This window comes from Sphingobacterium endophyticum (assembly GCF_009733535.1).
Taxonomy (GTDB): domain Bacteria; phylum Bacteroidota; class Bacteroidia; order Sphingobacteriales; family Sphingobacteriaceae; genus Sphingobacterium; species Sphingobacterium endophyticum.
In genome coordinates this window covers 57,643-79,533 of the sequence record NZ_SMMI01000010.1, presented here as the reverse complement: position 1 = coordinate 79,533, position 21,891 = coordinate 57,643, and the positions used below count along the sequence as shown (strand labels likewise).

Genomic DNA, 21,891 nt, shown 5'->3' with positions numbered 1-21,891 from the left:
CGAATTATCATGAACATTTTAAAATATATAACAATCCCCGCAGTAGTTGTAGCACTAACGATGGGATCTTGTGGAAAAAAACTAGATATAGAACCAGTAGACGATATATCGTCTGACAAAGCTTTATCAACGCCTGCTGATGTGAACAATGCATTAATAGGAGCTTATACCATTATTGCAGAAGGGGCATTATATGGGACGAACTTAGTGATGGTTCCCGATTTATATGCTAGTCCTAATTATCTGAACTGGACAGGTTCGTTTTCTACCTATCGCGATATTTCGAATCAGAACATTATTGCGACCAATGAGGATGTAACTAGGACTTGGACGAATGCATATAAAGCTATCAATGCCGCTAACACGGTATTACAAGCTCTTCCGATTATTACAGACGAGGATATGAAAGCAGAAGTTGAAGGGAAAGCCTACTTCATCAGAGGGATTATGTACTTTGAACTGGTGAGACTTTATGGATTACCTTACGAAGCAGGAGCTGCAAATGCAAGCCTGGGTGTCCCAATTACATTGAAGGCGGTTACCAAATTTGAGGATATTGTTAAGGGAATTAAAAGAAATACAGTGGCTGAAACTTATGCACAAGCAGAGCAGGACCTATTGGCTTCCATTTCAAAATTAGCAGACTACCCAGCAGACCTCGCTGCTTCCCAAGGTATGTTAGCAAGACTTTATCTACAGCAAGGAAAATATGACAAGGCTAGAGATTTAGCTAATACTATTATAGAATCAGGTGAATATTCTCTTGCTACGAATCTAGAAGCACCTTTTCGCAGTCCAAATTCCTCGGAAGGTATATTTGAAATACAGCAGAATGAACAAAGTAATGCAGGTTCCTCAAACGATGGTTTAGCTACTTTTTACTCAAGCTATCTGAATAATACTGGCGGTAAAGTAGGTCGTGGAGATTTAAGCATTTTAACGTCATATTATAACACTTATGATGCTAATGACAAACGCAGAACTCAAATGATTTATGCTGGAAATGGAGCAAAAACAGGTTGGTTTACTCGTAAGTGGTATAATTATTTTGATAATATTCCAGTAGTGCGTTTAACGGAGTTATATCTGACTAGAGCTGAATGTAATCTTAGGTTAAGTACATCTGTTGGTGATAGTCCGGTAAATGATGTAAATTTATTAAGGGAACGAGCTGGATTATCTAATTTAACTTCGCTCTCCTTGACTGAAGTACTGACAGAAAGAGATAAGGAATTAGCTTTTGAAGGCTATAGAATCCATGATTTAAAGAGAACGAAAAGAAATATTGGCACCTTTGCCTACAATGCAAAGGAATTAGTATTTCCTATTCCATATCGTGAAATTTCTGTGAATCCAGCTTTAGAGCAAAATCCAGGATACTCAAGCAATTAAACATACAGGATAATTCGCCAATAGGCGGATATCATTACAAAAAAATCCGTTCCACAACAATTGGAACGGATTTTTTTATATTTCCTCGTTTTAGAGGGTTTTAATCCATTGGGTGATATCTTTCATTAATTCAGGATTCATCGTTTCTTCAATCTCTATATATTCCGAAACTGCTCCTGTATTTGCATTTTGGAATAGGTGATTAAAACTCGGATAAATTGTAAATCGATCCAATTTATTTTTAGGAAGGTTATTCTTAAGACTTTCCATATTTTGAATTGCAGGCACTTGTACATCCTTACCTCCAAAGGCGGCAAAAACAGGGATTTTAATTTTTCTTATAAAAGGGATAGGGTCTATTTTTATGAAATGACGAAACCATGGTGTGACTAAAGAAGCGATTTCATTTGCACTCTCTAAATTTTGACTTCCTTTGATTGATTTCATATTATTTCTAATAGCATCAAATGCCTTATCACTTGGCATATCTGAAGCCATAATTTCATAATTCCGCTTAATCATTGCTAAATCTTCTTTTGAAATAGATTTTCCTTGAGATTTCAAGACAGCTTCATTCTGAAGCAACATTAAAGAGTCCATCTTAATTGTTGGTCCTGCCAAAGTCACAATGAAATTCAAGCCACTAGCTTGTTGCCCTGCAAGAATGGTAGCGATAAGTCCACCCTCACTGTGTCCAATAATCCCAACCTTCAAAGGATCAACCTGCGGATGTTTTCTCAAAAAGTTTAAAGCTGCAAGGGCATCTTTTCCAAAGTCACCTGTTGTACTTTTACTAAAATCTCCTTTGGATTTGCCTACCCCCCTATCATCATATCGAAGAACGACAATATTATTCTTAGTCAAATAGTCTGCTAATATTTTGAAAGGTTCATGCCCCATTAGGGTTTCATTACGATCTTGAGGACCGCTACCAGAAACCAATATTACTGCAGGGTATTTTCCCGGTATTTTGGGTTTTGTAATCGTACCTGAAAGGCTCACTTTATCAATTGAGTTTTCAAAAGTTACGTCTACAGTATCATAACTATATGGTGGATTAACTCGTTGGGAACGTTTAAAACTTCCAACTTGATCAGCTTCATCTGCGGTTAACTTCTTTAATTGAAGGTTTGCTTTTAATTGACCTTGTTCAAATTGACCGTCTACCGCATGACGATCTGAAGAAATTTTTCCTGAGTACTTCACCCCCATGTTTTTTAATTCAACAAAAATTGAATCTCCCTCTGCACGTAAACTGCTTAACGGGAATTTATTTGGAGCTTGCTTTGGACTTTGCATTGTCCCTTCCCAACTTCCATTGTATTTAAATTCAAAAATTAAGGGCAAATCCATTCCTGAAACTTGCAAGACTCCCTTCCAATTACCTTCGAACGATTGCGAAAATCCCAGTGAAAAGCAACAGATCGAAACCAATAATAAAATATACTTTCTCATTTCTTATAAATAAGGATATGTAATCTTTAATATCATGTCAAGGACAAGTGTTAGTACCACGATAACAATCGTGTGTGATAACTTTTTACTATTTATGGCAACTTTCATTCCTATTACTAATAGATGAAAGAAATAATACAAGAAAACAATGCCTATAATCCCACTAATCGTTAGAATAATTAAACTCGTTGTTTCAATTTTCAAATGTGCAATATTCCCCTTTTCAATTTCTTGCAGTATATTTTGGCTAATTTCCGTGGAATATGGATTTAAGCTTACCACAACAATAAATATCAAGGCAATCTGGGCAATTAAAACAGCAATTAGGACATCCTCGGCCCTTGTTTTATTATTAACCATTTTACCATATAGGAAGAGAATAACAGTAAGACTAAGAGTATTTATTGATCCGTTAACTAAATATTTCCAAAATTCTTTAGTTACTGATGGGTGTATTTGAATAATTCCATCATTAATAAAATGAAAAAAATAACCCAATATACTGAGTAGGATAAATCCTATTGTACCAATTACTAAAAGGGTATTACTTTTTATATCCTCAAATGGATTTAAAAAGATATTTAAAAGATTCTTAGAACTCATCTTTGTACGGTTTATACAGGTTAATAATCTCTTGCAGTTTCTCAGGATATTGCGTTCCTATCAATACCTTGCTACTATCTTTTAAAACCAATTGGATTCCTTTATTACCCTTAGCAGTGAATGCTCTTCCGTCCTTTCCAAATCGATACCCCCAACCTCCAAAGTCAGAAATTCCATATTCACGCATATAGGCATGAGCTATGTCATCCCAAGAAATAAATTTTTTCCATACAAATGGGATAAAAACAATATGGATTCCTTGCGCTGTATAGTTCGTTTTTAAGCGGAGAAATATTAACCCAATAATTACAACCGTAGTAATTAGAATTGCTGGATTTCTAAATAAATCTTCTTGGTTGGATAAATCCTGATAAATCTGGTATCCAATAATGGGTAACAGGATTAATAGCAACCAAGTAGCAAACATGTTTTGTGTTTCTTTAAAGCTTTTCATTTTATTTAGGTTGTAATGTTTTCACTTTATCAATCAACTCATCTAATTTATTCCTTACAGTTGGATAACTCTTACCCAATTTATTGGCCATTTCCTTTAAACTTCCGGAATTGAGCAAAAACTCAATTATGAATTCTTGTTCTTCCGGTTCCAAGCGCATTAAAAGAGGAAAGTTGAACTTGCCAGAAACTTCAGTTTCACAGTTTTCACAATGTAATTTGACAACAGTCATTTCAGTATTGCAAGCTGGACATTGAATAGGAAATTTCATATTATAAATATAAATATTAATAAATTTAAAAAATGTTTTAATATTATTCAACAACGACTAAACATTAATTAGGTTAATAATTGTTAAATGCTTTGAAATAGACTTATTTGTATATTTGCTGAATTTTAGATTGAACATGAGAAAGCTATTAGGTTTTATCCTTACTCCAATTTTTTACATTTGTTTTGCATTATCATTGCTTATTTTTCATCCCATTCAGTGGTTATGTCTTAAACTTGGTGGGTATGCTGCTCATAAAAAAAGTGTGGACATATTAAATGGATTCCTTGTCGCATGTAACTACACTCTTTTCAATAGAACACAATTTATTGATAATAAAAATATCCCTGTAGGAAAACCCATTGTTTTTATTGCAAACCATCAAAGTACTTATGACATTCCACCATTGATTTATTTTTTAAGGAGATTTCATGGCAAATTCATATCAAAAATTGAATTAATGACTGCCAATATTCCCAGCATCTCCTTTAATTTGAAACATGGCGGTGCAGCAAACATTGACAGGAAAGATCCAAAGCAATCAATCGCAGAAATTCTGACGCTTGCCAATAATATGAAGAAAAATAACTGGTCTGCATTTATCTTTCCCGAAGGCACAAGAACTAAAACAGGGAAAATGAAAACCTTTTCAGTGGGTGGAATTGCTACATTATTGAAGAAAAACCCTGAAGCATTGGTTGTTCCTATTGCAATCAACGGATCTTACAAGATGGTTGAATGGGGAGCTTTTCCATTAAGGCCATTTACTCACATGACATGGGAAGTTTTAGATCCTATTGATACCACAGGATTAAACGCGGAAGAGATTGTTAAAAAAGCAGAAGATTTAATCCGCGAAAAAGTAAAAGAAGAAAATAATTAATCTATTTTACGGTCCTACCTTTCCAATCATACTTACCGATATTACCCACAATTCCTATGTAGACAAAATAAAGGGAATGGATAACGGTTAATAAAGGAAGCTTCCACAATAGTTCCTTTCTATTTACAAAATTCAGAATTGGATAAAGGAAAGCTAATTCGACCAAGAACTTCATGAATAAGGATGTGAGCACTAATTCACTTGCATCGTAGATTCCAAAAATCAAGAACAATAGACTGAGCAAAAAGGATAAATTAAAAAGCCAAATACTGACTCCAAGGATTACAACTTTTTTGTCTTTGTATTTGGTACTTTTGGATGCCCATCTTTTCCTTTGGCTTAAAAATGATTTTAGGTTTTCCTTTGCATCCGTGTAGACTACAGCATCAATAGATTTACAGAATCCAATCCGATCTGCATTCTTCTCAGCAACTTTATGAAGCAATAATTCGTCATCACCAGAGGCTAATTCATCAATCCCATTAAATCCACCCATTTCAAAAAACAGAGACTTTTTGTAGGCTAAGTTTGCCCCATTACAAGTTGTGGGGTTACCATTTCCTATACCAGCAGCACCTAATCCTATTAAATATAAAAATTCAAGTGTCTGCAATCTTTCGAAATATGATTTTTCCTCATCATAACAGACAGGGGAGGACACCATTAATTTGTTCTCTGTTTCCATATACTGGATGATACTCAAAATCCATTTTGGTCCCATTCGGCAATCAGCATCCGTGGTAATGATCACATCTCCTGTAGCTACGTTAATAGCTTTATTAATTGCGAACTTCTTATATGAATTCAATTTATTCCCTTCATTAAGGGTTATTAATTTCACTCCCTGATTGGCATAACTTAAAACAATCTCCCCTGTTTTATCGGTTGAATGGTCATCAACCACAATGACCTCTAATTGTTCTTTTGGAAATTCCTGGGACCCGATGCAATCTAAAATCTTGGCAATATTCTCTTCCTCATTTCTTGCTGCGATAATGACCGTAACTTTTGAATGAGGAATGAATTTCCCGGGATGAAAATAAGGAAGTTTCATCCATCCATTTCGCATATACAACACCAAGACCACATAAACAATGGTCATGATAAAAAGAAAAAAACTAAGATTTATTATCACTGATATAATTCACATTAAATACAAAAAATGCTCCGATAATAGCTGGAAATATAAGATTCACAAACCAAACACAGGATACAATTGCCATGACAGCAATTTCTTGCGTTGTAATATAAGCATACAAATTGCTTGCTACAAAACTACGAACACTAAAGTCAAAAATATCTAAAGAAGGTACTGCTGATTGAATAAAAAACATAATGAATATCATGAGTACCATAGAAACAAAGGGCAACTCTGGCAGAAACACCAACATCAATATGATATACTGTGAGGTAAAAATTCCAAATCTGAATGCTGAGAGTAAAAGAACATGAGCTAATTCTTTGATTGTAAAATCCTCGAGCACTGCAAAGAAAGGTTTTATCTTTGCAAGGAATTTCACTTTACCTACAAGATAGTCTACCCAAGCAACATTAAAATAAAGAATCAGGAAGGCTAAAGCATAAATAATCGCAATTAGCCATACTCCAAAATCTACAGAAGTTGGAGTTTCAAGAAACGTTGTAACAAACCAAGCAATACTCAATGCGCCAAAGATACTTGTCAGCACGAGTTGAGCAAATAAGCCCACTCCCATTGCTACGGCTCCGGAGGCTCGATTCTCTGGTTTGAGAAGCATTACCCGTCCCCCATACTCCCCTATTCGGTTCGGAGTGAATATCGCCCATGTAAGCCCACAAAAAACAGATTTAATCGCCTTCCATAATCCTAACGGTTCTATTCTTCGACTTAGGTATCGCCATTTTATGACCTCAAGAAACCAATTGACAAACATGAGAATAAAGACTGCAGTAAGAACTAATCGAATGGTTGTTGGATCTACCTGATTTATTAAATGTTCAAATTCTCTTAGATTTTTTTGATTATTCACCTTAGTAACCACAAACCACATGGCTAGAGCTACTATAGCTATTTTAATCAATAGATTGAGATATTTTCGCTGTGTCTTTGTCAATTTTGCTTAAGAAAGCACAATTTTAATAATTTTTTAATTAATAACCGTTTTTAGACAGCAATGTTTAGAAAATCGTATTATTGCAGTATGCAAAAGGAACCTGCGAAAGAGCGAATTATTTTAGGAATTGACCCAGGGACAGTGGTTTTGGGATATGGTATATTAAAGGAGGTTAATAAAAAGATCTCATTGATTACCCTTGGCGTAATTAAAATGGGACATCTTGATGATCATGCTTTAAAACTGCAGCGAATCTTTAAGAAAACTAGTGCCTTGATAGCGGAATACAAGCCTGATTGTGTTGCTTTGGAAGCACCCTTTTACGGCAAGAACATTCAAGTCATGCTTAAATTAGGTCGTGCACAAGGTGTGGCCATGGCTGCTGCATTAAATTCCGACATTCCTATTTTCGAGTATTCACCAAGAAAAATTAAACAATCTGTTACCGGTAATGGAAACGCAAGCAAAGAACAAGTTGCTTCTATGCTTCAAACTCTTTTAAGCTTTAAAGAAACTCCCGAGTTCCTAGATGCTACTGATGGTTTGGCTGTTGCTGTATGTCACGCTTTCCAACAAAATCTTTCTAGCGGAAGTAAAAACTACACAGGCTGGGAAGCTTTTGTCAAAGACAACCAAAAAAGAATACGTTAGAGCTGAACTTGACGAATTACATTCTTTACATTCAATTCAATAATATCAGTCATTGAATGACATCGATAATATTGATCATTTTCATAATACTTTGCATACCCCTCTCTCAACTTTTCGATGTTTTCTTTAGTCGATAGTTGCTGCGTACTTGATGCGTCCCTTAAATCTTTAATGCGATGTCTTTCGCTTCTTACACGGTGCACTATGGAAGATCTTTCTTCTTGTTGATATTGAAGAACAGTTTTCTCATTTAGATGGTCCATGGAAAGTTTTACGTAAGGAAGGTTTTCCTTAAAGAACTGAGGTAAATAAACTTTAATATTTCCTTCATAGAATTGTTGGTCAAAGTCAATTGCTCTTATCCTAAATTGAAAATCATCAAAGTCAGGGGTTATTTGCATAACAAAATTATAAGCACGCATGTCGCCAAGCATGGAAATTACACATCTTTCATTGAATTTGACAAATTCTTTTGCTATTCGAGTTTGATTATAATCTGGTGCATCCATTCTAGTCTTAGCAAAAGTATCCCCCGGAATTCCAACGATATGCTCTTCTACTAATGTTTCTCGATCATAAAGGTAATTAACTTGATTCGGGGAGACTATTTCTTCAAGCTCCAAGCCATAAATCCGTGAGGCATCTGCTTGTTTAATATAGAAGTAATCATAGACGTCATTTAGTCTGTTTACTATTTTTATACGGAATGGATGCGTATTTCCAAATGCACAAAATTCTATTTTTTCAATAACCTTATGCTGCACAATTCTCGTATTTCCTGATGCTTTAAGTTGCGCATAAACAATTTTAAGCTGATCATATAATACATCTTGTACATAGGGAGGATATAAAGGGATTTCCCAAAGCGTATCATTTCCAAATTTATCCAATGAAGGAATGGTTTCTTGAAAGTTCAAAAGGTCAGAATATGCCAATGGGAGCTTACCATCTCTTTGATAGGCTTTTAAGTATTTCAACAATCCTGGTCCAACAGGAAATATTGGTTTTTTGCGCGAAATCTTTACATCATCTTCTTTCATAGCGAGCAAATGTGATCAAAACGAATGTACGAAAAATACTTGTTCTATACATCAATGTAAAACTGTTAAAAAAAATGACATAATTTTACCAATTGATTATTAATATCACAAGAATTGTTATTATTTTTGAAAAATTAGAAATTAGAATTAAAATTTAGAAGGGCTTATAAATGGAAGAAGCTCCCCGGGCGAGGAGCTTCTACGCTAACCAATTATAAACCTATGTTATTTTGAGGGAAGTAACATGCAAACATTGTAATGTTTTATCATGTTTGTTGATACAAATTTAAATTTTATATCAAATAAATAGAAATTTATTTGATTTTTTTGGATATTTTTAAAAAACACAACATAAATTAACAGATAAATACCATTTTTATGGAAAAAAACTATTCAAATTACGATTTAGACAACCTTGATGTTCAAATTTTATCCATTTTAATGGAAGATGCCTCAATTCCATACACAGAAATAGCTAAAAAACTAATAGTTTCTGGTGGAACTATCCATGTTCGCATGAAAAAAATGGAAGAATTGGGAATAATTCGAGGATCTAACCTAATAATCAACCCTCAAAAGGTTGGATTTGACATTACGGCGTTCCTTGGAATCTATTTAGAGAAAGGATCTCAATATGCAGATGCTGTTGAACAGCTAAGACAAGTAAAAGAAGTGGTAGAGGTTCACTATTGTACGGGGCAATATAGTATGTTCGCTAAGATCATCTGTAAAGACACAGCGCACTTACGCAAAGTTTTAAATGAAGATATACAAGGTTTGAAAGGTATTCAACGTACTGAAACCATTATTTCTTTAGAAGAGAGCATCAAAAGACAAATCACTCTATAAAAAAAGCGGGCAATGCCCGCTTTTTTTATAATATTTTCATTAATTTCTACATTATCCCTTCTAAAAGATCGATATAATATCGAATTCCATCACGAATTTCTTTCACATAGATAAATTCGTCAGCAGAATGGGATCTTGCTGAGTCACCCGGACCTGTTTTTATCGATGGAATACTTAATATCGCCTGATCACTCATCGTAGGGCTCCCATATAGTTGTTTTCCTAATGCTATTCCAGATTTTACAATTGGATGTTCAATAGATATTGACGAGGGGTTCAATCGAGTTGAACGAGGTTCAACAGTAGATTTCACATGTCCCCTAATAATTTCTAAAACCTCTAAATTACTATAAACATCGGTTGTCCTGACGTCAACAACAAATTTGCAGCTGGCTGGCACCACATTATGCTGAGATCCTGCTTCAATTATTGTCACACTCATCTTTACAGGGCCTAAAAATTCAGATTTTTTGGGAAATTCGTAGGTTCTGAACCAATTAATATCCTGAATAGCATTATAAATTGCGTTTTCTCCCTCTTCACGAGCAGCATGTCCTGATATTCCAAGTGATTCACAGTCTAGTACCATCAATCCTTTTTCAGCAACTGCTAAATTTAACAAGGTAGGTTCACCAATAATTGCAAAATCACATGGTTTGATATGCTTATATGCTTCTTCCAAGCCCCCTCTCCCTGAAATTTCTTCTTCCGAGGAAGCAACTAAGCAAAGATTAAAAGGAAGATCTTCATGATTATAAAAGTATCGAAATGCTGCAATCAAAGAAACCAAACATCCTCCAGCATCATTACTCCCTAATCCAAATAATTTTCCATTTTCTTCAATGGGCAAAAATGGATCTTTTGTATAACCCGGATTTGGCTTGACAGTGTCGTGGTGAGAATTTAATAGGATAAAAGGTTTTTTTTCATCCGGATATTTATTGTAAGCAATGATATTATTTCCTATTCTTTCGATATTAATATCATGCTTTAAAAAAAACTCTTTTATTATTTGAGCTGTTTGATCTTCCTCTCGACTAAAAGATGGAGTACGAATCAAATCCTTCAACAAGGAAATACTTTCCTCAATTAATAGCTCAATTTTAGTCATTATATAAACCTCCTGCTTTTTTTGCTGATAGTTTAATTCCCTTGATGAATGCAGAGCTGAAACCATTGTGTTCCATTTCATTCAATCCAGCAATTGTACAACCTTTAGGGGAAGTAACCTTGTCTATTTCACTTTCAGGATGACTTTGCATTTGCAGCAATAAATCTGCAGCTCCTTTTGCCGTCTGAATCGCCATTTTTAAAGCATCATGTGCATGAAACCCTATTTCCACTCCACCCTGAGAGGCTGCACGAATACTTCTTAAAAAGAAAGCAATTCCACATGCACACAAAGCGGTCGCCGAGGTCATCAAATCCTCATTGATTACCACAACCGAACCTACAGATTCAAAGATTACTGATACTTCCTCAACTTTCTCTTCTGGAGCATTATCAGTAGCAATACAAGTCATGGATTGTCCAATTGCTATGGCTGTATTAGGCATAGCTCTGACAACAATTTTATCTTGGCCTAATACATCTTTTATATCTTGGCATGAAACACCAGACACAACAGAAATAATAGTTTGACTTGGAGTCAGCACTGGAGTTAATTCATCCATTACCTTCTTGATTTGTTGAGGCAAAATGGCTAGAACTATAAATTCAGCGCCAATTACAGCTTCTGAATTTGAATCACTGACCACATATCCCTTTTCCTTTTCCAGTGTCAAAGAGGATAAGTTCCTGCGCGTAATTGTTATTTCTGCAGATGAACAATAGTTAGATTTCACTAAGCCGTTAGCCAATGACAACCCAATATTTCCTCCCCCAATAATTGTTATCTTATTCATTTTATTTAAGTTTAGGCAATCAAACAAGTACCAAACTTCCTCTGCTGAAAAAGATGTAAATTATTTGCGTGGCCAATGTAAACATTGCTTACACCTTTTGAAATGGCATCAAACGCATTAAATAATTTAGGAATCATCCCATCATGAATGGTTTTACTTTCCTTCAATCTTTCAAATTCAGAAGATTTGATCGTTTCAATAACGGAATTATCATTGTTAACATCCAACAACACTCCGTTTTTATCAAAGCAATATATTAATGATACTTCATATAATTTGGAAAGAGCAACTGCCAATGAAGATGCGATGGTATCTGCATTGGTATTTAATAGTTGTCCATTTCCATTATGAGTTATAGCTGAAAAAACAGGTGTAAACTCAGCTTCAAGTAATTTTTTAATAGCTAAAGAGTCTATTGAATCAGCAAGGATATCACCAACAAAACCATAATCAATTTCCTTTACCGGTCTTTTAACGGCTTTGATAACATTAGCATCAGCACCACATAAACCGATGGCATTACAATCATATTTTTGTAGTGCGGCAACAATATTTTTATTAGTCAATCCAGCATATACCATAGTCACTACATCCAACATTGCTCTGTCAGTAATACGGCGGCCTTCCACCATCTTGGCTTCAATGCCCATATCTGTTGCAATACGTGTTGCAATTTTTCCACCGCCATGAACCAGTATTTTCCTTCCTGGTAATGAAGAGAATTTTTCTAAGAATGCTTCTAATTGATCAGGATTATCAATAACATTCCCTCCTATTTTAATAATATTTAATACCGACATGCTATTTTTTAAGACTTCAGATCCTCCAACATTCTTTTCAACACCACTTGCGCTGCCCAAACTCTATTACTTGCCTCTTTTATAACTAATGAATTTGGACCATCCAATATCTCAGAGGAAAGTTCTAAGTCACGACGGACAGGAAGGCAGTGCATTACTTTTGCATCATTAGTCAATTTTAACTTCTCATTGTCTAATAACCAATTTTCATTCACAGGATATACCTCTCCATATTCTTTAAATGAAGACCAGTTCTTAACATATACAAAATCAGCATCCTGTAATGCTGCATCAAGATCCGTTGTAATATTTGCACCTTGTGTAAAATCTTCCGACAATTCGTATCCAGCAGGCTGAGCTATCGTAAAATCAACTAATCCCTCTTCTTGAGCACGACACATCCATTCTGAGAACGAATTAGGCACTGCCTGAGGTAAAGCCTTAACGTGAGGAGCCCAAGCTAAGACAACCTTTGGCTTATCTTTCTTTTTATATTCTGTAATAGTAATTAAGTCTGTTAAACTTTGAAGTGGATGTCGAGTTGCACTTTCCAATGAAACGACAGGTACTCCACAATAGTTAATAAACTTATTAAACAAATCCTCGGAATAATCAGCAACCTTATCCTTAAGTGTTGGAAATGAACGCAATCCTAAAATATCACAGTACTCTCCCATCACTGCTGCAGCTTCTCGAATATGCTCAACGGTAGTTCCATTCATGATTACCCCGTCTCGAGTTTCCAATGCCCAGCCATCTTTATCCATATTCATGACCATCACATTCATTCCTAGGTTCATTCCAGCCTTCTGCGTACTTAAACGAGTTCTTAAACTTGGATTAAGAAAAACTAATCCAAGCATCTTGTGTTTTCCTAAAGCCTCATTTGCATAAGGTTTTGATTTTATGTCTAATGCTTCGTCAACAATACTTTTTAGATTATCCACATCAGCAACGGAGAAAAATTTTTTCATTTAATCTATATTATCTTTTAAGCTTTCAATCTTTCATCGAAAGCTGTTAAAAATTGATCAGCGATCTCTTTGGTTATATTTAATGCAGGCAATAAGCGTATAACATTAGGTTTTGCCTCACCGGTAAAGATTCTGTTTTTTAATAGTAAATCCTTTTTAACGTTGGCCAATTCGGCAGGCAACTCAATACCTATCATTAAACCTCTTCCTCTAACTTCCATGACTTTATCGAATTTCTTCAATTCAGAAATTAGGTAATCACCAACTTTAGAGGCATTATCCATCAAATTGTCTTTTTTTATAATATCCAAGACAGAAACAGCAGCTGCACAAGCTAAATGATTTCCCCCAAAAGTAGTACCTAACAAACCAAATGATGGTTTAAATTTAGGTGAGATTGAAATACCTCCTATAGGGAATCCATTACCCATACCTTTTGCCATAGAATAAATATCAGCATTAACGCCGGCAAAATCATGAGAATAAAAATCGCCAGTACGTCCATAACCGCATTGTACAGAATCGGCTATGAAAATTGCACCAAACTGATCACACAGGTTACGTATTAATTTTAGAAATGGGATTGATGCCTCACGAATACCTCCAACACCTTGAATACCTTCAATAATGACGGCAGCTATTTCTTCGCCATATTCCGAAAAAGCCTTTTGTAGCGAATCTTCATCATTGAATGGAAGAAAAACAACATTATCAGTTTCATTGACTGGAGCAATAATTGAAGGGTTATCAGTTGCAGCTACAGCTAATGAGGTCCGACCGTGGAATGATTTACTAAAAGCAATTATTTTCTTACGACCAGTATGAAATGAAGCTAGCTTTAAAGCATTCTCATTTGCTTCAGCACCAGAATTGCATAAGAATAATGTATAATCTAATTTTCCTGACACTTCACCCAATTGAGAGGCTAAGTGTTGTTGAATTGGAATCAAAATTGAATTAGAATAAAAACCAATTTTATTCAATTGATCAGAAACACTCTTTACATAATGAGGATGGGTGTGCCCGATTGAAATAACGGCATGTCCACCATACAAATCCAAATACTCATTTCCTTGTTCATCCCAAACCGTAGAGCCTTGAGCTTTTACGATATTGATGGGAGTAACAGGATATACATTAAATAGTTCCATGAAACGATAAAAATATGCTAAAGTTTAGTTTAGTCAAATGTACAAATAATTAAATAGCAGAACTCACTTTAAAACGGTATAAAATAAAAAAGTCCTCTTGTATAAGAGGACTTTTCTATGATTCGTTTAAAGATTATTCATCAACTTTTTTACCACCGTCTAATTCGGCTTTAAGTTTTTCTAGTTCTTCAAATTTACCATCAGCAGCTAATTGCGCTTGTTCAGCCCAAGTAGTTGGATCTGCAGTGTTATAGTTAGAACCAGCTTCAGTTAAGATTTCTTTAACTTTCTCAGCATCAGTTTTAGCTAAATCAGCGTAAGTTGCAATACCAGCAGTTGCTAATACTTCTGCAATCTTAGGTCCGATACCTTCAACAATTGTTAAATCATCACCAGCTTTAGTAGCTTTGGCCTCTTTTGATTCAGTAGTTGAAGTAGCTTTCTTTTTAGCAGAACCACGACGTCGAGTAGTTTTCTTCTCAGCTTGAGCAGTTTTACCGTAGATTTCGTTGTAATCAACTAACTCGATAAATGCCATTTCTGCGTTGTCACCCAAACGGTTCTCTAATTTAATGATACGAGTGTAACCTCCTGGACGAGATGCTACTTTTTCTGAAATCTCGCGGAACAAGATAGAAACAGCATCTTTGTCTTTCAAGTAAGCGAATACCGTACGACGAGAGTGAGTCGTGTCGTTTTTAGATTTTGTAATCAAAGGCTCAACATAAATACGTAATGCTTTAGCTTTTGCTAATGTAGTAGTAATACGCTTGTGTTTGATCAATGAAGTCGCCATATTAGCTAACATAGCCTTACGGTGACTGTCAGTGCGGCCTAAGTGATTTACTTTTTTTCCGTGTCTCATTTTTAATTTGATTTTGTGCGTACCGTTCTTTTTCTACGAATGGTAATCCATATACTTCGGAGGAATTACGCAGCAGGTCGCTTATATTAATTTATTATTATTCTTCGTCCAATTTGTATTTAGACAGGTTCATACCAAACGATAAACCTTTAGATTTCACTAACTCTTGAATTTCGCTCAATGATTTTTTACCAAAGTTGCGGAATTTCAACATATCAGCTACATCGTATGTTACTAATTCAGCCAAGGTACGAATATCTGCAGCTTTCAAACAGTTCAATGCACGAACTGAAAGATCTAAATCAACTAATTCAGTTTTTAAGATTTTACGCATGTGTAAAATTTCTTCATCAACCACTTTAGTTTCTTCTTTAGTTTGAGACTCTAACAACATGTTCTCATCAGAGAATAACATGAAGTGTTGGATCAAAATCTTAGCTGCTTCTTTCAAAGCATCTTCTGGATGAATAGAACCATCAGTAGAAATATCTAACAATAATTTCTCATAGTCAGTCTTTTGTTCTACACGATAGTTTTCAATGGTATATTTTACATTCTTAATTGGAGTGTAGATTGAATCAATCGCAATAACTCCAACAGGACCGTCTACCACTTTATTTTCCTCTGCATTCACATATCCACGGCCTTTTGCAACAGATAATTCAACTTCAACAGTTACTGAACTATCCATATTACAGATGACCAAATCAGGATTCAATACAGTAAAATTATTGGAAAACTTCGTAATATCACCAGCTGTAAATTGATCTTGACCATTGATAACCACAAAGATCTTCTCGCTATCGCCTTGCTCACCTGATTTCTTAAAACGTACTTGTTTCAAGTTTAAGATGATCTCAGTAACGTCTTCTACTACTCCTTTAATCGTAGAGAATTCGTGCGACACTCCTGAAAATCTTATCGACGTAATTGCATATCCTTCTAAAGAGGACAATAAAATACGGCGCAAAGCATTACCAATAGTAACTCCAAAACCTGGCTCTAGTGGACGAAATTCAAAGGTACCATCAAAATCAGTCGATTTTTGCATGATAACTTTATCCGGTCTTTGAAATGCTAAAATTGCCATTTATGTTCTTTTAAGTTTATTTACTATTTATGAAAACAACAACACGCATCTATGCAATGCATGTTGTTATTAATTATTATTTAGAGTACAACTCTACAATTAAGTTCTCTTTAATGTTTTCTGGAATATCAGATCTCTCAGGGAAGTTAACAAACGTTCCTTGTAATTTATCTGCATCCCAATCCAACCAGCTGAATTTATTGATTTTTCTTCCAGCTACTGAAGTAGCGATCGCTTCTAATGATTGAGAACGCTCACGTACTGCAATAACATCTCCTGGACGGATACTGTATGATGGAATGTTAACAACTTGACCGTTAACAGTAATGTGCTTATGCGAAACTAATTGACGAGCAGATGAACGTGTAGGAGCTATTCCTAAACGGTATACGATATTATCTAAACGAGCTTCTAATAATTTCAAGAAGTTTTCACCAGTAACACCTTGTTTTGCTGCTGCCTTAGCAAATAAGTTAGCGAATTGACGCTCTAATACACCATAAGTGTATTTTGCTTTTTGCTTTTCTAACAACTGAATTGCGTATTCAGATTGTTTTCCTCTTCTTTTTGATGGTCCATGTTGACCAGGAGGATAATTCTTTTTTTCTAATGCCTTATCTGGGCCGAAAATTGGCTCTCTAAATTTACGAGCTATTTTGGACTTAGGTCCTGTATATCTTGCCATTTCTTATTCTGTTTGAAGTATCTATCAGCCTATAACTGATGAATCTTATCTTAAACAAATTGTTATTAAACTCTTCTGCGTTTTGGAGGACGACAACCGTTGTGAGGAAGTGGAGTAATATCCTTGATTGTAGTTACGTCGATACCAATTGTCTGCAATGAACGGATTGCCGACTCACGTCCAGCACCCGGACCTTTAACGAAAACTTCAACTTTACGTAATCCTAGGTCATGTGCAACTTTTCCACAGTCGTTAGCAGCTTGTGATGCAGCATATGGAGTGTTCTTTTTAGAACCTTTAAAGCCCATTTTACCAGCTGATGACCATGAAATTGTTTGACCTTGATTGTTAGTCAAAGTTACGATAATGTTGTTAAAAGTAGCGTTGATATGAGCTTGTCCAACAGGCTCGATAACTACGATACGTTTTTTAGTAACTTTTTTACTTTTAGCCATTTCTTACTTATTATTTAGTAGCTTTTTTCTTGTTTGCAACTGTCTTACGTTTACCTTTTCTCGTACGAGAGTTATTCTTAGTACGTTGTCCACGAACTGGAAGGTGCTTACGGTGGCGTAATCCACGGTAACAACCAATATCCATTAAACGTTTAATGTTCAATTGAACCTCTGAACGTAAAGCTCCTTCTACCTTAATCTCATCATTGATGATTGTACGGATAGCTGCTAATTGATCATCATTCCATTCTTGAACTTTAACATCTTGACTGATGCCTGCTTTCTCTAAGATATAAGCAGCAGTAGAACGACCAATACCAAAAATATAGGTAAGGCCAATGATGCCTCTTTTGTTTTTAGGTAAATCTATACCTGAGATCCTTGCCATATAATATTTTAAGCGATTATGTTAAAATTAACCCTGACGTTGTTTGAACTTAGGGTTCTTTTTATTGATTACAAATACTTTTCCTTTACGACGGATAATCTTACAATCCGCACTACGTTTTTTTATTGATGCTCTAACTTTCATTACAGTAAATTTTTAAAAGCTATTTATTGAAGAAACTTACGTTTATTTATAGCGGTATGTAATTCTTCCTTTTGTTAAATCATATGGTGACATTTCTAACTTAACTTTGTCACCTGGTAATATTTTGATATAATGCATCCGCATCTTACCAGAGATATGCGCAATAATCTCATGCCCATTCTCCAATTCAACGCGAAACATCGCATTTGAAAGCGCTTCTTTGATTATGCCGTCTTGCTCAATCGAGGCTTGTTTAGCCATATAATCTGTTGTTTTAAATTATGTTAAACCCGCAAACAGGAGTGCAAAGATAAATAAAATAATTGAAAACCAACTACTTTTTATTTAAAACTTTCTCTATTGCATCGAAATTTAATAGCACATCCGGACTGCCTTTTCTAATTGCTACCATTTGTTCAAAATGTGCTGAAAGCTTGCCATCAACTGTGCTTACCGTCCAACCATCATCCCAAAACTTAACCCCTGCTTTTCCAGCATTGATCATCGGTTCAATACAAATTATCAATCCTTCTTCTAACTTAGGTCCTGAACCACGTCTTCCGTAATTCGGAACTTCAGGTTTCTCATGCAAATGAAATCCAACTCCATGTCCAACTAGTTCACGAACAATTCCATAATTATATGGTGTCACGTACTCTTGAACTGCAGCTGAAATATCTCCAACGCGTTTGCCCGCGATTGCTTGTTCAACTCCTGCTTGAAGTGAAGCTTTCGTTACTTCTAACAATTGCTTTGCCTCTTCAGAAATCTCTCCAACAGCGAAAGTATAAGCAGAATCGCTGATAAAACCATTAAGATTTACTCCTCCATCAACCGTTACGATATCCCCATCTTTTAAAACATAGTCACTAGGAAATCCATGAACAACCTGGTCATTGACAGAAATACATAGTGAGTAAGGAAATCCTTGGTAGTTTAAAAAAGCTGGCGTACCATTATGATCTTTAATAAAGTCAAAAGCGAATTTATCTAGTGACAAAGTGGTAATACCCGGTTTAACCAAACCTGCAATTTCAGCAAGTAATTGCGAGAGTACATTTGCTGACTCTCGCACTTGCTCAATTTCTTCTGCTGTTTTATAATATACTTTAGACATTCAAAATTATAATGCGGATTGATCATAGCCTTCAACTGTAGTCGCAGTGCTTCTACCTTTTACACGGCCAGTTTTCATCAATCCATCATAATGACGCATTAACAAATGACTTTCAATTTGCTGAATCGTATCCAATACAACACCTACTAAAATTAATAGAGATGTACCACCATAGAAATGTGCAAATTGATTGTTTACTCCAAACAATGTAGCAATTGCCGGCATGATCGCAATGATCGCCACAAATACTGCACCAGGGAAGGTAATATGTGATATTACGTTGTCGATAAACAAATTGGTCTCATAACCAGGCTTAATACCCGGAATAAAACCACCGTTTTTCTTCATGTCCTCAGACATCTGTTGAGGGTTCACCATAATCGCAGTATAAAAGAATGTAAATGCAATAATCAATAAAGCAAATACAACATTATACGTAACAGAAGTATAGTTACTCAACGAATTCAAGAAGTCTGATTGAACATTTGGGAAGAACTGTGTCAACGACATCGGTAAAAACATAATCGCCTGAGCGAAAATGATTGGCATTACACCCGCCGCATTTACCTTTAAAGGAATGTATTGACGCACACCACCGATCTGTTTGTTGCCTACAATCTTCTTAGCGTATTGTACAGGGATCTTACGAACACCTTGAACAACTAAAATCGTGAAGATCACTACGAAGAACAATGCTACAAACTCCAATAACAATGGAATAGGACCACCACCACTTGGGCTCATTCTTGATGCCCACTCTGCAGTAATACCTGCAGGAAGCTGAGCAATAATACCAGCCATAATGATTAATGAAATACCATTACCAATTCCTTTATCGGTAATCTTTTCACCTAGCCACATCACAAACAATGTACCCGCAGTCAAAACTACTGCTGAAAGAATAGAAAATAATGGATCCGCAAGAGTCTTCGCTTCAGGACTGATTTGAGTCTTAACATAAGCTACTGCTTGAACCAAAGTAATCGCTACGGTTAAGTAACGAGTAATATTGTTCATTTTCTTACGGCCAGATTCACCTTCTTTCTGCATTTTTTGAAAAGCAGGAACAGCAATCCCCAATAACTGTACTACGATAGATGCCGAGATATAAGGCATTACACCAAGAGCGAAAATAGCTGCGCGAGAGAATGAACCCCCTGCAAACATATTAATCAAGTTCATGATGTCATTACCACCTTCTCTGTTTACTACCAATGCTTCTGGATTGACACCTGGTAAAACCACGTGACATCCAATGCGGTAAATTAAAAGAAATAGCAACGTATTAAGAATACGATTACGCAATTCTTCTATCTTCCATATATTGGTTAAGGTTGTGATTAGTTTCTTCATGTATTATTACAATTTAACGATAGAACCACCTGCTGCTTCGATAGCTTTTTGAGCTGAAGCTGAAAATGCATGGGCCTTTACTTCTACTTTAGCGGTTAACTCACCACGACCTAAAATTTTGATAAGGTCATTTTTTGAAACTAATCCGTGTTCTTTTAAAGTATCGAAATCAACAGTTGTTAAGCTGTATTTATCAACGATCGATTGTAAAACATCAAGGTTCACACCTACATATTCTACACGATTGATGTTTTTAAAACCAAACTTAGGCACACGACGTTGCAAAGGCATTTGACCACCTTCGAAACCAATCTTAGTTGAGTGACCTGAACGAGATCCTGCTCCTTTGTGACCACGTGTTGATGTACCACCACGACCTGATCCTTGACCACGACCAATACGTTTTTTAGTTTTAATTGAACCAGCTGCTGGTTTTAGATTACTTAAGTTCATTTTTAATCAAATTGTGCTACGCCTTCGCTCTCACTAAACAGGCCTTAGCATTCCATAAATTTATTAACAAAGAATGGAAAGGAAGTGAGCATCCTTTCCATCTATTCTTATTAAATAGTTTCTACAGCTACTAAATGGTTCACTTTACGAACCATACCAATGATTGCTGGTGTAGCTTCAACTTCTACCGAATGATTGATCTTTTTCAATCCTAATGCTTCGATAGTTTTCTTTTGGCGCTCGCTTCTGTCGATAACGCTCTTTATCTGGGTGATTTTAATTTTTGCCATGATATTAACCGTTAAATACTTTGTTTAAATCGACACCACGTGTTTGTGCTACTGTATAAGCGTCACGCATATTAGCTAATGCATCAATCGTTGCCTTAACCACGTTGTGTGGGTTTGACGAACCTAATGATTTCGCTAATACGTCTGTAATGCCTGCAGACTCCAATACCGCACGCATAGCACCACCTGCTAATACTCCGGTACCACTTACAGCTGGTTTAATTAAAACTGAACCACCTGAATATTTACCGTATTGCTCATGAGGTACTGTACCTTTGATAATAGGAACTTTTACTAAGTTTTTCTTTGCATCATCGATACCTTTAGTAATAGCTTCAGTTACTTCTTTAGCTTTTCCTAATCCGTATCCTACGATTCCGTTCTCATCTCCAACTACTACAATAGCTGAAAAACTGAAGGTACGACCACCTTTGGTTACCTTGGCTACGCGCTGGATGCTTACTAAGCGATCTTTTAATTCAATTTCGCTTGATTTTACTCTTTTAATATTGCTTAATGCCATTTTTTTCT

28 protein-coding genes are annotated in these 21,891 nt (G+C 35.6%); 4 read left to right on the top strand and 24 right to left on the bottom strand.

Going from position 1 to position 21,891, the window contains the following annotated elements; translation table 11 throughout:
* The first annotated feature begins 9 nt into the window (after positions 1–9).
* Positions 10–1,392: a RagB/SusD family nutrient uptake outer membrane protein gene (locus E0Y80_RS13390; protein WP_156308177.1), complete on the top strand. Its 1,383-nt coding sequence runs from the start codon at positions 10–12 to the stop codon at positions 1,390–1,392.
* A 90-nt stretch (positions 1,393–1,482) separates the two neighbouring features.
* On the opposite strand, the gene E0Y80_RS13385 is transcribed toward E0Y80_RS13390, so the two are convergent.
* From E0Y80_RS13385 to E0Y80_RS13370, 4 genes are read right to left on the bottom strand one after another with little or no spacing between them, the layout of a single operon-like run.
* Positions 1,483–2,847 (bottom strand): alpha/beta hydrolase family protein, encoded by a 1,365-nt coding sequence (locus tag E0Y80_RS13385; protein ID WP_156308176.1) that lies wholly within the window; start codon positions 2,845–2,847, stop codon positions 1,483–1,485.
* Positions 2,848–2,850: 3 nt separating this feature from the next.
* Positions 2,851–3,450 carry a hypothetical protein gene (locus E0Y80_RS13380; RefSeq protein WP_156308175.1) on the bottom strand — a complete coding sequence of 200 codons (600 nt, stop codon included), beginning with the start codon at positions 3,448–3,450 and terminating at the stop codon, positions 2,851–2,853.
* Positions 3,440–3,904 carry a hypothetical protein gene (locus E0Y80_RS13375; RefSeq protein ID WP_156308174.1) on the bottom strand — a complete coding sequence of 155 codons (465 nt, stop codon included), beginning with the start codon at positions 3,902–3,904 and terminating at the stop codon, positions 3,440–3,442. Before E0Y80_RS13375 ends, E0Y80_RS13380 begins: the two co-directional genes overlap by 11 nt.
* Before the next feature lies 1 nt (position 3,905).
* The gene (locus E0Y80_RS13370) at positions 3,906–4,175 is read right to left on the bottom strand and encodes a DUF2089 family protein (RefSeq protein ID WP_156308173.1); all 270 of its coding nucleotides are present in this window, start codon (positions 4,173–4,175) and stop codon (positions 3,906–3,908) included.
* Positions 4,176–4,311: 136 nt separating this feature from the next.
* Here E0Y80_RS13370 and E0Y80_RS13365 point away from each other — a divergent pair, with 136 nt between their 5' ends.
* On the top strand, positions 4,312–5,058 hold the full coding sequence (locus tag E0Y80_RS13365) for a lysophospholipid acyltransferase family protein (protein ID WP_156308172.1): 747 nt from the start codon (positions 4,312–4,314) through the stop codon (positions 5,056–5,058).
* Position 5,059: 1 nt separating this feature from the next.
* Here E0Y80_RS13365 and E0Y80_RS13360 read toward each other — a convergent pair whose 3' ends face one another.
* A complete protein-coding gene (locus tag E0Y80_RS13360) occupies positions 5,060–6,160 on the bottom strand; it encodes a glycosyltransferase family 2 protein (protein WP_156308171.1) in 1,101 nt (366 codons plus the stop codon).
* A gap of 16 nt (positions 6,161–6,176) precedes the next feature.
* Positions 6,177–7,151 carry a lysylphosphatidylglycerol synthase domain-containing protein gene (locus tag E0Y80_RS13355; protein ID WP_156308170.1) on the bottom strand — a complete coding sequence of 325 codons (975 nt, stop codon included), beginning with the start codon at positions 7,149–7,151 and terminating at the stop codon, positions 6,177–6,179.
* A gap of 87 nt (positions 7,152–7,238) precedes the next feature.
* On the opposite strand from E0Y80_RS13355, the gene ruvC reads away from it, so the two are divergent.
* Positions 7,239–7,802, top strand: coding sequence for a crossover junction endodeoxyribonuclease RuvC (ruvC, locus tag E0Y80_RS13350; RefSeq protein ID WP_156308169.1), 564 nt, complete (start codon positions 7,239–7,241; stop codon positions 7,800–7,802).
* Here ruvC and E0Y80_RS13345 read toward each other — a convergent pair.
* Complete coding sequence (locus E0Y80_RS13345) at positions 7,799–8,842, bottom strand: hypothetical protein (RefSeq protein ID WP_156308168.1); 1,044 nt, start codon at positions 8,840–8,842, stop codon at positions 7,799–7,801. The genes ruvC and E0Y80_RS13345 overlap by 4 nt on opposite strands.
* Positions 8,843–9,220: 378 nt before the next feature.
* Between E0Y80_RS13345 and E0Y80_RS13340 the strand changes: the two genes are divergently transcribed.
* On the top strand, positions 9,221–9,691 hold the full coding sequence (locus E0Y80_RS13340) for an Lrp/AsnC ligand binding domain-containing protein (RefSeq protein ID WP_156308167.1): 471 nt from the start codon (positions 9,221–9,223) through the stop codon (positions 9,689–9,691).
* Positions 9,692–9,737: 46 nt separating this feature from the next.
* On the opposite strand, the gene E0Y80_RS13335 is transcribed toward E0Y80_RS13340, so the two are convergent.
* From E0Y80_RS13335 to rpsE, 17 genes are all read right to left on the bottom strand, one after another.
* Positions 9,738–10,802: a M20 family metallo-hydrolase gene (locus tag E0Y80_RS13335; protein WP_156308252.1), complete on the bottom strand. Its 1,065-nt coding sequence runs from the start codon at positions 10,800–10,802 to the stop codon at positions 9,738–9,740.
* Positions 10,795–11,595, bottom strand: coding sequence for a pyrroline-5-carboxylate reductase (gene proC / locus E0Y80_RS13330; protein ID WP_156308166.1), 801 nt, complete (start codon positions 11,593–11,595; stop codon positions 10,795–10,797). Before proC ends, E0Y80_RS13335 begins: the two co-directional genes overlap by 8 nt.
* A gap of 11 nt (positions 11,596–11,606) precedes the next feature.
* On the bottom strand, positions 11,607–12,395 hold the full coding sequence (gene argB, locus E0Y80_RS13325) for an acetylglutamate kinase (protein ID WP_156308165.1): 789 nt from the start codon (positions 12,393–12,395) through the stop codon (positions 11,607–11,609).
* A gap of 8 nt (positions 12,396–12,403) precedes the next feature.
* Positions 12,404–13,369, bottom strand: a complete 966-nt coding sequence (locus E0Y80_RS13320) for a Rossmann-fold NAD(P)-binding domain-containing protein (RefSeq protein WP_156308164.1) — start codon at positions 13,367–13,369, stop codon at positions 12,404–12,406.
* Between the two features lie 17 nt (positions 13,370–13,386).
* Entirely contained in the window at positions 13,387–14,520 is a 1,134-nt protein-coding gene (locus tag E0Y80_RS13315) for an aspartate aminotransferase family protein (protein ID WP_156308163.1), read from the bottom strand.
* A 133-nt stretch (positions 14,521–14,653) separates the two neighbouring features.
* On the bottom strand, positions 14,654–15,385 hold the full coding sequence (gene rplQ, locus E0Y80_RS21005) for a 50S ribosomal protein L17 (RefSeq protein WP_156308162.1): 732 nt from the start codon (positions 15,383–15,385) through the stop codon (positions 14,654–14,656).
* A gap of 97 nt (positions 15,386–15,482) precedes the next feature.
* Positions 15,483–16,475 carry a DNA-directed RNA polymerase subunit alpha gene (locus E0Y80_RS13305; protein ID WP_156308161.1) on the bottom strand — a complete coding sequence of 331 codons (993 nt, stop codon included), beginning with the start codon at positions 16,473–16,475 and terminating at the stop codon, positions 15,483–15,485.
* 76 nt (positions 16,476–16,551) lie between these two features.
* The gene (rpsD, locus tag E0Y80_RS13300; protein WP_156308160.1) at positions 16,552–17,160 is read right to left on the bottom strand and encodes a 30S ribosomal protein S4; all 609 of its coding nucleotides are present in this window, start codon (positions 17,158–17,160) and stop codon (positions 16,552–16,554) included.
* Between the two features lie 65 nt (positions 17,161–17,225).
* Positions 17,226–17,615 (bottom strand): 30S ribosomal protein S11, encoded by a 390-nt coding sequence (gene rpsK / locus E0Y80_RS13295; RefSeq protein ID WP_099370343.1) that lies wholly within the window; start codon positions 17,613–17,615, stop codon positions 17,226–17,228.
* Positions 17,616–17,625: 10 nt separating this feature from the next.
* Positions 17,626–18,003, bottom strand: a complete 378-nt coding sequence (gene rpsM, locus E0Y80_RS13290) for a 30S ribosomal protein S13 (RefSeq protein ID WP_094257893.1) — start codon at positions 18,001–18,003, stop codon at positions 17,626–17,628.
* Positions 18,004–18,030: 27 nt separating this feature from the next.
* Positions 18,031–18,147: a type B 50S ribosomal protein L36 gene (gene ykgO / locus E0Y80_RS13285; RefSeq protein WP_013665024.1), complete on the bottom strand. Its 117-nt coding sequence runs from the start codon at positions 18,145–18,147 to the stop codon at positions 18,031–18,033.
* Between the two features lie 42 nt (positions 18,148–18,189).
* Entirely contained in the window at positions 18,190–18,408 is a 219-nt protein-coding gene (gene infA / locus E0Y80_RS13280) for a translation initiation factor IF-1 (RefSeq protein ID WP_021071231.1), read from the bottom strand.
* A gap of 73 nt (positions 18,409–18,481) precedes the next feature.
* On the bottom strand, positions 18,482–19,264 hold the full coding sequence (gene map, locus E0Y80_RS13275; RefSeq protein WP_156308159.1) for a type I methionyl aminopeptidase: 783 nt from the start codon (positions 19,262–19,264) through the stop codon (positions 18,482–18,484).
* Positions 19,265–19,270: 6 nt separating this feature from the next.
* Positions 19,271–20,617 carry a preprotein translocase subunit SecY gene (gene secY, locus E0Y80_RS13270; protein WP_156308158.1) on the bottom strand — a complete coding sequence of 449 codons (1,347 nt, stop codon included), beginning with the start codon at positions 20,615–20,617 and terminating at the stop codon, positions 19,271–19,273.
* A 6-nt stretch (positions 20,618–20,623) separates the two neighbouring features.
* Positions 20,624–21,070 carry a 50S ribosomal protein L15 gene (gene rplO / locus E0Y80_RS13265; protein ID WP_156308157.1) on the bottom strand — a complete coding sequence of 149 codons (447 nt, stop codon included), beginning with the start codon at positions 21,068–21,070 and terminating at the stop codon, positions 20,624–20,626.
* A 110-nt stretch (positions 21,071–21,180) separates the two neighbouring features.
* Positions 21,181–21,360, bottom strand: coding sequence for a 50S ribosomal protein L30 (rpmD, locus tag E0Y80_RS13260; RefSeq protein ID WP_156308156.1), 180 nt, complete (start codon positions 21,358–21,360; stop codon positions 21,181–21,183).
* 4 nt (positions 21,361–21,364) lie between these two features.
* Positions 21,365–21,883 carry a 30S ribosomal protein S5 gene (gene rpsE / locus E0Y80_RS13255; protein ID WP_093100392.1) on the bottom strand — a complete coding sequence of 173 codons (519 nt, stop codon included), beginning with the start codon at positions 21,881–21,883 and terminating at the stop codon, positions 21,365–21,367.
* Positions 21,884–21,891: the final 8 nt, after the last annotated feature.